Here is a 12,797-nt window from a genome sequence, read left to right on the forward strand (position 1 = left end):
TCGGCGGTGAAAAGGCGGACCGGGATTGTACCCGTGCCGCCCGCGGCCGCCGCGTGCGGTATCTTCGCCGGCGACTACCGCCCCGCCGCGACCGCACGGCCCGGTCGCCGCGCTCCGGGGCTTCTTCCGCAGGCCGCACCTGGGGAGATTCCCATGAAGACCTGTCCGCTTGCCGTCTGCGTCCTGGCGCTCGCCGCCTGCGGCGCGCAGTCCCCTGCCGGCGCGACGACCGATGCGCCGTCGCCCGCCGCCAGCGTGGTCGACCGTCTGCCGCTGGAACGCGGCTTCTTCGTGCGCGACGGGACCCCGTGCGCGCAGGCCTCCAACGCCACCCTGCTGCTCCACGGCCGCGCCGGCATCAATGGCGCGCGCGAGGCCTGCGAGTTCACCCGCATCGAGCAGACCGGACCGGCCACTTTCGTGGCCACCCAGGCCTGCCGCGACATCATGGGCGGCGACAGCGAAGACACCACGCTGACCTACGAGATCGCCAGCCCCACCGCCTTCACCGCCCGCCACGAGGAATACGGCTGGCAGTACACCGCCGAGCATTGCCCGCAGTCGGCCCTGCCGGATCCGTGGCGCGACAACGACATCAGCGACCTTTGACGTGGCCGCCGGCCGGGGTTCCATCCGGACTGCGCGACCGCCGCCGTTGTAGGAGCCGGGTTCAGCCGGCGACACGACGACCTCGGCGCAGGCGACGCCCTCATGTTCCCGACGCCCGTGTCGCCGACTGAAGTCAGCTCCTACAGAAAAGCGGCCGCGCCGCGGCTGTTGTAGGAGCCGGGTTCAGCCGGCGACACGACGCCCTCGGCGCAGGCGACGCCCTCGTATTCCCGACGCCCGTGTCGCCGACTGAAGTCAGCTCCTACAAAGAGCGGCCGCGCCGTGGCTGTTGTAGGAGCCGGGTTCAGCCGGCGACACGACGCCCTCGGCACAGGCGACGCCCTCATGTTCCCGACGCCCGTGTCGCCGACTGAAGTCAGCTCCTGCCGGGTTCAGCCGGCGACACGACGCCCTCGGCACAGGCAACGCCCTCATGGCTCCGACGCCCGTGTCGCCAGCAAGCTGGCTCCTACAGAAGACCGGGGCGTCGGTGTGCATTTCGCGCGGCGACGGACTCCCTGGGCAGGCACTCCTCGCCGCCCGGCTGGCGGCGACCCATCGCGCCGGCATCACCGAACCGGCGGCGATAATCCCGGCATGACGGCCGACGCATCCTCCCCCTTCCCCGGCTGGGACGGCAGCATCGCCGGCGCGCGCGCGTTGCAGGCGCAGCTGGCCGCGCAGGTATCGCTGCAGGACGCCTTCGCCGAACCGCTGCGCACCGTCGCCGGCTTCGACGTCGGCTTCGAGGACCAGGGCGAGACCACCCGCGCCGCGGTGGTGCTGCTCGACGCCGGGACCCGGCAACCGCTCGAATCGCACGTGGCGCGGCTGCCGACCTCGATGCCCTACGTGCCCGGCCTGCTCAGCTTCCGCGAACTGCCGGCGCTGCTGCAGGCACTGGCGATGCTGTCGCGGCCGCCGGACCTGGCGATGGTCGATGGCCAGGGCATCGCCCATCCGCGCCGGCTGGGGATCGCCGCGCACCTGGGCGTCGCCACCGGCCTGCCCAGCCTGGGCGTGGCCAAGACCCTGCTCGCCGGCCGCTTCGACGAACCCGGACCGGAACGCGGCGACCGCAACCCGATCCTGCACCGCGGCGAACTGGTCGGCTACGCACTGCGCAGCAAGCCGCGCTGCAATCCGCTGATCGTTTCGCCCGGGCACCGCGTTTCGCTGGAGACGGCGGTCGCGCTCACCTTGCGCTTCCTCGCCGGTTACCGGCTGCCCGAGCCCACCCGCCTGGCCGATCGCCTGGCCTCGCGCCGCGACGCCGCGGCCTGAGCGCGCGCAACGGTTTGTCGCAACCGCGTGCCATGCTGGCGGCGGCATCCATGCGATCCTGCGCCCAGCCCGCCAGCCAGGAGAGCGACATGACCACAATCATCGAACCCCGCGTGCACGACCTCGGCGAAGGCTTCCTGGTGCGGCGCGCGGTGCCCTCGATCCAGGCGCGCAGCGTCGGCCCGTTCGTGTTCGTCGACCACATGGGCCCGGTGGTGTTCGAGGGCGGGCGCGGCCTGGACGTGCGCCCGCACCCGCACATCGGCCTGGCCACGGTGACCTTCCTCTGGGCCGGTGCGATCAACCACCGCGACACGCTCGGCTCCGAGCAGGTGATCCGCCCCGGCGACGTAAACTGGATGACCGCCGGCCGCGGCATTGCCCACTCCGAACGCACGCCCACCGCCGAGCGCGCCGCCGGCAGCGAGGCGCACGGCATGCAGACCTGGGTGGCGCTGCCGCAGGCGCACGAGGAGACCGACCCGGCCTTCTACCACCACCCCGCCGCGACCCTGCCGCAGCAACGCCGCGACGGCGCCTGGCTGCGGGTGATTGCCGGACGCGGCTACGGCGAGGAGTCGCCGGTGAAGGTGTTTGCCGACACCCTCAACGTGGCCCTGGACCTGGAACCGGACGCGGAGCTGGTGCTGGACGACGGCCACGTCGAGCGCGCGCTCTACATCCTCGACGGCGAGGCGCAGCTGGACGGCGTGGACATCCCCGCCCGCCACCTGGTCATTCCCGACCGCGGCACCCGGCCGAAGCTGCGCGCCAAGACCCCGCTGAAGGCCATGCTGCTGGGCGGCGAACCGCTGGACGGCCATCGCCACCTGTGGTGGAACTTCGTCTCCAGCTCCAAGGAACGGATCGAGCAGGCCAAGCAGGACTGGGTCGACGGCCGTTTCGGCAGGATCGAGGGCGACGACGAGTTCATCCCGCTGCCGCAGCGCTGAGCCGCCAGCCCCCCGGGTCCCCGGGACCGCCCCCGAGCCGCCGACGCCGTTTAACCGGAATGCAACGCCGGCGCGCGCGCGGAGGCGTACGCTCGGCCGGCCCATTCCCGGGCGTCAAGGACGGGGACGACGATGACTCTCACGAAGCGATTGGCGGCCGAGTTCCTCGGCACGTTGTGGCTGGTGCTGGGTGGTTGCGGCAGCGCGGTGCTGGCGGCGAATTTCGGCGGCGACGGCAATCCCTTGGGCATCGGCCTGCTCGGCGTGTCGCTGGCCTTCGGCCTGACCGTGCTGACCGGCGCGTTCGCGCTGGGCCACATCTCCGGCGGCCATTTCAACCCGGCGGTCAGCCTGGGCCTGTGGGCCGGCGGCCGCTTCTCGGCCAAGGACCTGGCACCGTACGTCGTCGCCCAGGTGCTGGGCGCGATCGCCGCCGGCTTCATCCTGCTGCAGATCGCCCGCGGCGGCGGCGGCTTCAGCATCGACCCGACCGCGGCGGGCACCTTCGCCACCAACGGCTACGGCGTACTCTCGCCCGGCGGCTACACCCTGGCCGCCGCCTTCCTGTGCGAGGTCGTGCTGACCGCGTTCTTCCTGGTCGTGATCATGGGCGCCACCCACGGCAAGGCCTCGGCCGCGTTCGCACCGATCGCCATCGGCCTGGCCCTGACCCTGATCCACCTGATCAGCATCCCGGTCACCAACACCTCGGTGAACCCGGCCCGTTCCACCGGCGTGGCCGTGTTCGCCGGCTCCGGCGCGCTGGGCCAGCTGTGGCTGTTCTGGGTCGCCCCGCTGGTCGGCGGCGCCCTGGGCGGCATCGTCTACGCCTGGCTGCGGCCGAACAACGAATAGCCCATTGCCTGGCCGCGCCCCGATGGCGGGCGCGGCCAGGCGATCCACCCGTATGTGTGTAGGAGCCGGGCTTGCCCGCGACGCGACGTCGTCGGCACAGGCGACGCCCTCGGGATTCCGACGCCCGTGTCGCCGACTGAAGTCAGCTCCTACAAAGAGCGGTCGCGTCGTGGCTGTGTTGTAGGAGCCGGGTTCAGCCGGCGACCCGACGCCGTCGGCCCAGGCGATGCCTTCCTGATTCCGACGCCCATGTCGCCAGCAAGCTGGGCTCCTACACAGGAAGCGGGCCAGCGGGTCATGGCATCCGTCTCAGCTCCTCCTGCGATGCATTGATTTCCCCTTCCGCGAATCCGGTTAGTATGTTGCGATGCAACAGCCCAGCCCGAAGCGTGGCCCTTCCATGCTCTACCAGCTCCACGAACTCAACCGCGCGATGATGGCCCCCTGGGTCCACTTGGCAGAAGCCAACTCGCGCATCTTCTCCGACCCGTCCAGCTGGGCCTCCTCGCTGCCCGGCGCCGAGCGCATCGCCGCCGGCAACGAACTGGTGCACCGGCTCGGCAAGGACTACGAGAAGCCGCCGTGGGGCATCCACGAGGTCGAGGTCGCCGGCCGCAAGGTCCCGGTGCTGGAGCAGGAGGAACTGCGCAAGCCGTTCTGCCGGCTGGTCCGCTTCAAGCGCTACAGCGACGACGCGGCCACCATCGCCGCGCTCAAGGACGATCCGGTGGTACTGGTGGTGGCGCCGCTGTCCGGCCACCACGCCACCCTGCTGCGCGACACCGTGCGCACCCTGCTGCGCGACCACAAGGTCTACGTCACCGACTGGATCGACGCGCGCATGGTCCCGGCGGAGGACGGTGCCTTCGGCCTGGACGACTACGTCGCCTACATCGAGGCCTTCATCCGCCACATCGGCGCGGCCCACCTCAATGTCATCAGCGTCTGCCAGCCGACCGTGCCGGTGCTGGCGGCGGTGTCGCTGATGGCCGCGCGCGGCGAGCCGGTGCCGCGCTCGCTGGTGATGATGGGCGGGCCGATCGACGCGCGCCGCAGCCCGACCGCGGTCAACAGCCTGGCCACGCGCAACCCGCTGTCGTGGTTCGAGAACAACGTGATCCACAGCGTGCCGCAGCCGTATCCGGGCCAGGGCCGCGAGGTCTACCCCGGTTTCCTGCAGCACGCCGGCTTCCTCGCCATGAATCCCAGCCGCCATTTCATGTCGCACTGGGACTTCTACTCGGACCTGGTCAAGGGCGACCTGCTGGACGCCGAAGGCCACCGCCGCTTCTACGACGAGTACAACGCGGTGCTGGACATGCCGGCCGAGTACTACCTGGACACGATCCGCACCGTGTTCCAGGAATTCCTGCTGCCGCGCGGCAAGTGGAAGGTCAACGGCGAGCTGGTCAAGCCGGCGGCGATCAAGGGCACCGCGCTGATGACCATCGAGGGCGAACTGGACGACATCTCCGGCCTCGGCCAGACCCAGGCCGCGCACGACCTGTGCACCGGCATCCCCAAGACCCGGCAGCGGCACCTGACCGTCGAGGGCGCCGGCCACTACGGCATCTTCAGCGGCCGCCGCTGGCGCGAGAACGTCTACCCGCAGGTACGCGAGTTCATCGCCAGATACGCCGGCTGATACCCCAGGCCGGAAAGACGAAAGCCCCGCAGATGCGGGGCTTTCGCTTTTTCGAAGCGGCGGTCGCGACTCACACCACCGGGTCGCGCACCAGCAGGTGCTTGGCCAACCAGCCGTGGAAGTGGCCGACGAAGCGCGCCAGGTGCAGGGTCGCGAACAGCAGCAGCACGCCGGCGGCGAAACACAGCGGCCACAGCCAGGGTGCGCTCGGCGTGATGTCGACCCCATCCAGCGAGACCACGCCGGTCGCGCCCAGCGCCAGCGCCACCGGCGCTGCGATCAGGCCTGCCGACAATGCCACCAGGGTGACCACGGCGCTGAAATAGGCGGTCCCCAGCGGCAGCATCAGCAGCAGGTAGCCCATCGCCGTCCAGGTGCGCCAGTCGGTGAACAGCTCCCCGAGCCGGGTCAGCCACGGCTTGTCGCGCTGGGTGTACAGCGGCCGGCGCGGCATGCGCACGCCCAGCAGCACCTCGACGATGCGTCCTTCCACCAGCGACAGCAGCCGCACCGACATCAGGAACAGCAGCAGCAGCGGGATGCCGATGATCAGCACCATCAGGCCCAGCGACAGGCTGGCGCCGGTGACCACCCAGCTGAAGTAGAAGACGCCGGTGGCCATCGCCAGCAGCATGTAGAACAGCGAGCCGTAGGTGTACGGATCGGCGACCACGCCGAAGAAGCGGCCGGCCAGCGAGCGCCGCTTCGGCGGCCGCGGCGGCCGCAGCGCGCGGTTCACCGTGACCTCGGTCTCGCGGTAGATCTCGGCGACCTCTTCCGGCGCGCCGTAGCTGCCGGCGACCGCGGCGATCACCTCGGCCTCGCTCTTGCCGCTCTGCTCGGCCAGTTCCGAGCGCAGGTATTCCTCGGCGTCGTAGAGCGCGTCCTGGATCATGGCCGAGTCGGCACCCTTTAGCGCCTCGCGCAGCTGCGCCAGGTATTCGGGGATGGTGGTCGGCAGGGGCCGCGGGTTCGACGGCTGCGCGGATGTGGTGGCGTTCATGCGGATACTCCCTCCAGCACGGAATCGACGGAATCTCGGGTGGCGCGCCAGGCGGCGGTCCATTGGCCGAGGGCCTCGCGACCCTCGCCGGTGATGTGGTAGTAGCGGCGCGGCGGGCCGGATACCGAGGGCTCGACGTGGCTTTCCAGCAGCCCCGCCCCCTCCAGGTTGCGCAGCACCGGATACAGCGCACTCTGCTTGCCGCTCAGCACGCCCTCGCCGACCTGCTCCAGGCGCTTGGCGATCAGGTAGCCGTACAGCGGCTCAGGCGCCTGCGCCAGGACCGCCAGCAGCGCCAGCGACACCGTGCCGGCGCTGAGCTCCTTCTGGAACTTCTTCAGTTGCGCTTCGATCTCGCCCATCGCGGCGTCTCCCCCTAGCGTCAGGTTCGCTAGGCTGGAGACCAATCTATCCTCAACTTCGGTATAGCGTATGTGCCGGTAGTCATGCCGGCCAGGGACCGTGTCTGGTGGCCGCATTCGCCGGTTCCGGCCGCCGACGCTTGGCGGCCGCGCGGAGCGCGGCGAGAATCGGCCAACCTTCGCTGCCTGCCCACGCCATGACCCTGCGCCCCGTCCTGCTCGCCTGCCTGCTGGCCTCCGTCCCGCTGGCAGCGTCCGCCGCCACCCCCTACCGCAGCATGCAGCAGATCCTCGACGCCTCCCCGGCGGCGGACTGGCGCACCCCGGATCCGGCCAGCACCCTGTACCTGGAGCTGGAGGCGGGCCGGGTGGTGATCGAACTGGCGCCGGGCTTCGCCCCGGAGCACGTGGCCAACATCCGCACCCTGGCCCGCGCGGGTTTCTGGGACGGGACCAGCATCTACCGGGTGCAGGACAACTTCGTGGCCCAGTTCGGCGACGCCGAGGCCGACGACCCTGCCAAAGCGAAGCCGCTGGGCACGGCCAGGCACAAGCTGCCGGCCGAATTCGAGCGCGACGCGGAAGGACTGGCGTTCGAGGTGCTGGCGGACGTGGACGGCTGGGCGCCGCAGGTCGGCTTCGCCGACGGCTTCGCCGCCGGGCGCGACCCGGCTTCAGGCAAGGCGTGGATGGCACACTGCTACGGCGTGCTCGGCGCCGGCCGCAACCTGGAGGCCGACAGCAGCATCGGCGCCGAACTGTACGTGGTCATCGGCCAGTCGCCGCGCCAGCTGGACCGCAACATCACCCAGGTCGGCCGCGTGATCCAGGGCATCGAGCTGCTCAGCGCGCTGCCGCGCGGTCCCGAACCGATGGGCTTCTACCAGGACCCGGCACAGCGCACGCCGATCCGCGCGATCCTCCTGGCCAGCGAAGTGCCCGAGGCCGAGCGCACCCGCCTGCAGCTGCTGCGCACCGACACGCAGAGCTTCCGCGACGTGGTCGAGGCCCGCCGCAACCGCCGCGACGACTTCTACAAGCGCCCGGCCGGCCACATCGACCTGTGCAACGTGCCGCTGCCGGTACGCGCGGCCAGGGACTGACCGGGTTCAGGGCCCGCGCTGGCTGATCGCCACGCTGCCCAGGATCAGTCCGCCCGCCAGCAACATCTTCACCGTCACCGGCTCGTCCAGCAGCAGCCAGGCGAACAGCGCGCCGAACAGCGGGATCAGGTAGGTCACCGTGGAGGTGCGCGCCGCGCCGATGCGGTGGATCAGCCGGTAGAAGTAGATGAAGGCCAGGCCGGTGCACAGCACGCCCAGGGCCACGGCCGCGGCCCAGGCCAGCGGCGGCACCGGGCCGGCCGGCCAGTGGACCACCGCCAGCGGCAGCAGCAGCACCGCCGAGCAGCCCAGGGTCACCGCCGCCGAGGCGGCCGGCGGCAGTCCCACCATGTAGCGCTTCACCAGGTTCAGGCCGACGCCGTAAAGCAGCGCCGCGGCCGAGCCGGCCAGCACCGCCGGGCCCAGGCTCAGGCCCGAGACCTTGGCGGTGGCCAGCACCACCACCCCGGCGAAACCGGTCAACAGCGCTAGCGCGCGGCGCACGCCGATGCGCTCGCCGAACACCAGGAAGGCGACCAGCGCGGCGAACAGCACGGTCATCGCATTGCAGATCGCGCCGATCGCGGCCGGCGCGCGCTGCGCGGCCCAGGCGAACAGCAGGAACGGCAGCGCCGAATTGACCACCCCGATCGCCGCCAGGCGCGGCCACAGCCGCAGCGGGAACTGCGCGCGCGCCAGCCACAGGAACGGCAGCAGGACCAGCGCGCCCAGCGCCAGGCGCAGCTCGACCAGCGCGTACGGGCCGAACACCGGCGCGGCCACCCGCATGAACAGGAACGAGCCGCCCCATACCGCGCCCAGGACCAGCAGTTCCAGCGGCGTGCGCCAGTCGCGCGTCGCCGCCATCGCCGGCACACCGGCGTCCCGTTCCAGACATCGTTCCATGTCGCTCATTGCCGCAGCTCTCCTTCGTGGGCAGCCGCCGCCGGCCGCTTGTGCGGCTCGGCCACGATCCGCTTGTTGCGCACGCGCACCGTTTCGACCATCAGCAGGCGCAGGTCGTCGACCAGCCGCCGCGCCAGCGCCGCGTCGTCGATGTCGCGACCCTCGATGTCCAGGCGGAAGTCGCGTCCGCGCAGGTCGCCGCCGTTGCCGAAGCCGATCTCGAAATCGAACACCACCCGATGCTGTGCCGTGGGGTCCATCCTGCCTCCGTTTCCTTTGCGGTACCGGCCGTTTTCGGACATCTCATCCGGGTAGTAGCCGGGAGCGCAGCATCCTCCCCGCGCCCGCCTGCGACAAGCGCGTAGTATCCATGCGAGCCACAAATCTGATTCATGCCTGGACCATGAACCTGCGCCCCACCCTGCTGCCCGCCCTGGGCGTGTTCGCCGCCGCCGCGCGCCACCAGAACTTCGCCCACGCCGCCGAGGAATTGCACCTGACCGCCAGTGCGGTCAGCCACCACGTGCGCAAGCTCGAGTCGCTGCTCGGCGCGCGCTTGTTCCTGCGCCATGCGCGCGGGGTCTCGCTCACGCCCGAAGGACGCCAGCTCGCCGACGCCGCCTCGGCCGCGCTGGCCGACGTGGCCGCGGTCGCCGGCAACCTGCAGCCAGTCGCGGGCATCTCGGTGCTGCGGATCAGTACCCTGCATTCGCTTGCCTACTGCTGGCTGCTGCCGCGGCTGCCGGCGTTCTTCGCGGCGCATCCGCACGTGCGCCTGGAGGTGGACGCCAGTCCGGCGCTGGCCCGTTTCGAGGAAGGCGGGCCTGACCTGGCGATCCGCTACGGGCCCGGCCATTGGCCGCGGCTCACCGCGCACCACCTGATGGACGACGAACTGTTCCCGGTCGCCTCGCCCGCGCTGCCCGGCCTGGCCGGGACCAGGACCCCGCGCGACATCGCCGCGCTGCCGCTGGTCTCGGACATGGGCCTGCAGGGCTGGCGCGACTGGTTCCAGGCCGCCGGCGTGCGCGGGCTGTCGCTGCCGCCGATGCACACCTTCTGCGACAGCACCGACGCGATGCGCGCGGCGGTGTACGGCATCGGCGCGGTCCTGGCGCGCACCCACGTCGCCCAGCCCTACCTGCAACGCTACGAACTGGTGCGCCTGCCCGGCCCGGCGCTGAAGGCGCGCTTCGCCTACTACGCGGTGCATCCGTCGCACCGCGCGCCAAGCCCGGCAGCGATGCTGTTCCTGGACTGGCTCAAGCAGCAGGCGCTGGAGCCGCGCACGCCGCTGCCGGAGACTCCGCACCGGGCGCGGCCGGCCGCTTCCTCTGCCCCGCGCAGCCATCGCCACGCCTGACCGCCGCAGCCACGTACGCCATCACCCGTCCTTGATCGCGACGGCGGCAGGCTGGTCGCGTCCCGCACGGAACCGACGCCATGCCCCAGCTCCGAATCCGCATCACCGGCAGCGACGACGACCTGCGCGCGGTGGCCGACCTGCTGCAGAGCGTGGAAGGCATCGAGCATGTGGAGGAAGTGGCCGACCTGATGCCGCGCATGGACGACGACGATTCCAGTTCGGCCGGGCTGTCGGACGACATCGGCCCGGGCACCCACGAACTGGAAGTGGACGCGCCCAACGAATACACCGCCGGGCGCGTGCGCGAGGCGGTCGAGGAACTGGCGATCCGCCTGGGCCTGGTGGTGGAGTTCGAGACCGACGAGGAGTGACCCTGGCTCGGCCGGCGCCTCAGAAGCTGGCGCCGTCCACCGGCACGATCTTCAGCGTCGCCAGGTCCACGTCCGGCAGGCAGCGCACGTTGACCGCGACCGTCTTCGCCCCGCTCTCCGGATCGACGCCCTCGCTGAACGGCGCGATGCCGCAGGCCGTGCAGTAGTGGTGGTCGATGTGGTGGCGGTTGAAGCGGTAGGTGGCGACGTCCTCCGGCAGGGAGACCAGGTTCAGCGCGTCGCGCGTGCCGAACCAGAGCAGGCCGCCGCGGCGCCGGCACATCGAGCAGTTGCAGTCGTAGGCCTCGGCGATCGGTTCGCCGGTTTCCAGTTCGAAGGCGATGCGGCCGCAATGGCAGCTTCCCGCGTACTTCATGGCTGTGCTCCGTGGCCGGGCGCACAGGGTAACCGCTTCGCGTCCGCGCACCAGTCCCTTCCCCCGGCACGTGCGCGGGGTCGCCGCCGCGGCCTATGCTTGGCGCTTTCCGTCCGCTGGAACCACCCATGCGCCACACCCTGCTCGCCGTCGCCCTCCTCGCCAGCCTGGCCGCCTGCCAGAAGGCCGAGTCGCCTACCGCGCCCGCCGGCACCAGCACGGTGGCCGCCGCCGACACCGCCGCCGACGCCGCCTTCGCCGACCTGTCGCAGCGCGCGCTCGACGGCTGGCTGCGGTCCTCGCCGGTCCGCGCCACCCGGATCGGCGAGCACCGTTACGACAGCGAACTGGACGACCTCGGCGACGACAGCCGGCGCGAGCGCCTGGCGTTCGCCCGCACGATCCTCGCCGAGCTGGAGGCGATGGACATCGCCGGGCTGTCGCGCGAGAACCAGGTCGACGCCACAATCCTGCGCAACCAACTGCGCTACGAGCTGTGGATCGGCGAGACCCTGCAGAGCTGGGCCACCGACCCGCAGATCTACAACAGCCTGGCCGGCAGCGCGATCTACGGCCTGATGGCGCGCGAGTTCGCGCCGCTGCCCGAGCGGCTGCAGTCGGCGACCGCGCGCATGGAGAAGATCCCCGCGCTGCTGGCGCAGGCGCGCGCCAACCTCGATCCGGCGCGCGTGCCGAAGGTCCATGCCGAGACCGTGGCCAGGCAGAACGCCGGCATCCTGCGCATCGTCGACAACTACATCACCCCGAACCTGGACCAGTTGGGCGACGCCGACCGGCAGCGGGCGGATGCGGCGATCGAAGGCCTGAAACAGGCGGTGGCCGAGCACCAGCAATGGCTGGACGGGACCCTGGTGCCCAATGCCAGGGGCGAGTTCCGCATCGGTGCCGAGCTGTACGACCAGAAGCTGCAGTTCGCCCTGCTGTCCTCGCTGTCGCGCGCGGAGATCAAGCAGCGCGCCGAGGCCGAACTGGCGCGCGTGCGCGGGGAGATGTACGGCATCGCCCAGCAGGTGCTGGCCGGCAGGCCGGACGCGCCCGAACTGCCCGGGAACCCCACCCCCGCGCAGCAGCAGGCGGCGATCGAGGCGGCGCTGGAACTGGCCTACGCCGAGCGCCCGGCGCGCGACCGGGTCGTGGCCGACGCCCAGGCCGCCCTTGATCGCGCCACCGAGTTCGTCCGCGCCAAGGATCTGGTGACCTTGCCCGACGCGCCGGTGGAGATCATCGAGATGCCCGAGTTCCAGCGTGGCGTGGCGGTGGCCTATGCCGACTCGCCCGGGCCGCTGGACAAGAACCTGAAGACCTTCTACGCGGTCTCGCCGATTCCGGAGGACTGGAGCCAGGCGCAGGTCGACTCGTTCCTGCGCGAATACAACTCGCGCATGATCGAACTGCTGAGCATCCACGAGGGCACCCCGGGCCACTACCTGGAAGGCTGGCACTCGGCCAAGTTCCCCTCGACTCTGCGCGCGGTGCTGCGCTCGGGCATGTTCGCCGAGGGCTGGGCGGTCTACACCGAGAAGATGATGGCCGACGCCGGCTACCTGGACAACGACCCGCTGTTCCGCCTGGTGCAGCTGAAGTTCTACCTGCGCACGATCGCCAACGCGATCCTCGACCAGGGCGTGCACGTGGACGGCTGGACCCGCGAGCAGGCGATGGACCTGATGGTCAACCAGACCTTCCAGCAGGAGAGCGAGGCGGCCGGCAAGTGGACCCGCGCGCAGCTCACCTCCGCGCAGCTGCCGACCTACTTCGTCGGCGTGCAGGAGCACTTCGACACGCGCGCGGCGGTCGAGCAGAAACTGGGCGCGGACTTCGACCTGAAGGCCTACCACGACCAGGTGCTGTCCTACGGCGCCCCGCCGGTGCGCTTCGTGCGCCAGCTGATGCTGGACGAGCCGATCAAGTAGGCATTGATGGTGCCGGCCTGGATGCCGGCA

Annotated in this window: 14 protein-coding genes; 9 read left to right on the forward strand and 5 right to left on the reverse strand. The window is 71.0% G+C overall.

Translation table 11 applies throughout. The features are described 5' to 3' along the window. Positions 1-153 precede the first annotated feature (153 nt). The 5 genes from WQ53_RS01470 (at position 154) to WQ53_RS01490 (ending at position 5,346) form a co-directional block, all read left to right on the forward strand. Positions 154-609, forward strand: coding sequence for a hypothetical protein (locus WQ53_RS01470; RefSeq protein WP_052629707.1), 456 nt, complete (start codon positions 154-156; stop codon positions 607-609). Positions 610-1,206: 597 nt separating this feature from the next. Continuing rightward, positions 1,207-1,893: a deoxyribonuclease V gene (gene nfi, locus WQ53_RS01475; RefSeq protein ID WP_052629709.1), complete on the forward strand. Its 687-nt coding sequence runs from the start codon at positions 1,207-1,209 to the stop codon at positions 1,891-1,893. A gap of 89 nt (positions 1,894-1,982) precedes the next feature. Then, entirely contained in the window at positions 1,983-2,846 is an 864-nt protein-coding gene (locus WQ53_RS01480; RefSeq protein ID WP_052629711.1) for a pirin family protein, read from the forward strand. A gap of 132 nt (positions 2,847-2,978) precedes the next feature. After that, entirely contained in the window at positions 2,979-3,701 is a 723-nt protein-coding gene (gene aqpZ / locus WQ53_RS01485) for an aquaporin Z (RefSeq protein ID WP_052629713.1), read from the forward strand. Between the two features lie 400 nt (positions 3,702-4,101). After that, a complete protein-coding gene (locus WQ53_RS01490) occupies positions 4,102-5,346 on the forward strand; it encodes a polyhydroxyalkanoate depolymerase (RefSeq protein ID WP_052629715.1) in 1,245 nt (414 codons plus the stop codon). 70 nt (positions 5,347-5,416) lie between these two features. Here the strand turns inward: WQ53_RS01490 and WQ53_RS01495 are convergent, their stop codons facing one another. Together WQ53_RS01495 and WQ53_RS01500 are read right to left on the reverse strand one after the other, a co-directional pair. After that, positions 5,417-6,349, reverse strand: a complete 933-nt coding sequence (locus WQ53_RS01495; protein WP_052629717.1) for a sensor domain-containing protein — start codon at positions 6,347-6,349, stop codon at positions 5,417-5,419. After that, complete coding sequence (locus WQ53_RS01500) at positions 6,346-6,711, reverse strand: PadR family transcriptional regulator (protein ID WP_052629719.1); 366 nt, start codon at positions 6,709-6,711, stop codon at positions 6,346-6,348. The genes WQ53_RS01495 and WQ53_RS01500 overlap by 4 nt, the downstream gene beginning before the upstream one ends. 197 nt (positions 6,712-6,908) lie before the next feature. Between WQ53_RS01500 and WQ53_RS01505 the strand changes: the two genes are divergently transcribed. Beyond that, positions 6,909-7,814, forward strand: coding sequence for a peptidylprolyl isomerase (locus WQ53_RS01505; RefSeq protein ID WP_052629721.1), 906 nt, complete (start codon positions 6,909-6,911; stop codon positions 7,812-7,814). Between the two features lie 6 nt (positions 7,815-7,820). Here the strand turns inward: WQ53_RS01505 and WQ53_RS01510 are convergent, their stop codons facing one another. Then, positions 7,821-8,681, reverse strand: coding sequence for a DMT family transporter (locus tag WQ53_RS01510; RefSeq protein WP_173427223.1), 861 nt, complete (start codon positions 8,679-8,681; stop codon positions 7,821-7,823). Between the two features lie 44 nt (positions 8,682-8,725). Next, complete coding sequence (locus WQ53_RS01515; RefSeq protein ID WP_052629725.1) at positions 8,726-8,980, reverse strand: hypothetical protein; 255 nt, start codon at positions 8,978-8,980, stop codon at positions 8,726-8,728. A gap of 143 nt (positions 8,981-9,123) precedes the next feature. On the opposite strand from WQ53_RS01515, the gene WQ53_RS01520 reads away from it, so the two are divergent. Both WQ53_RS01520 and WQ53_RS01525 read left to right on the forward strand, forming a co-directional pair. Then, positions 9,124-10,083, forward strand: a complete 960-nt coding sequence (locus WQ53_RS01520; protein ID WP_052629727.1) for a LysR substrate-binding domain-containing protein — start codon at positions 9,124-9,126, stop codon at positions 10,081-10,083. 80 nt (positions 10,084-10,163) lie between these two features. After that, positions 10,164-10,457: a hypothetical protein gene (locus WQ53_RS01525; protein ID WP_052629729.1), complete on the forward strand. Its 294-nt coding sequence runs from the start codon at positions 10,164-10,166 to the stop codon at positions 10,455-10,457. Between the two features lie 19 nt (positions 10,458-10,476). Here the strand turns inward: WQ53_RS01525 and WQ53_RS01530 are convergent, their stop codons facing one another. Further along, positions 10,477-10,833 carry a GFA family protein gene (locus tag WQ53_RS01530; RefSeq protein ID WP_052629731.1) on the reverse strand — a complete coding sequence of 119 codons (357 nt, stop codon included), beginning with the start codon at positions 10,831-10,833 and terminating at the stop codon, positions 10,477-10,479. Between the two features lie 128 nt (positions 10,834-10,961). On the opposite strand from WQ53_RS01530, the gene WQ53_RS01535 reads away from it, so the two are divergent. After that, positions 10,962-12,767: a DUF885 domain-containing protein gene (locus WQ53_RS01535; RefSeq protein ID WP_052629733.1), complete on the forward strand. Its 1,806-nt coding sequence runs from the start codon at positions 10,962-10,964 to the stop codon at positions 12,765-12,767. Positions 12,768-12,797: the final 30 nt, after the last annotated feature.

This window comes from Pseudoxanthomonas suwonensis (assembly GCF_000972865.1).
GTDB classification, from domain to species: Bacteria; Pseudomonadota; Gammaproteobacteria; order Xanthomonadales; family Xanthomonadaceae; genus Pseudoxanthomonas; species Pseudoxanthomonas suwonensis_B.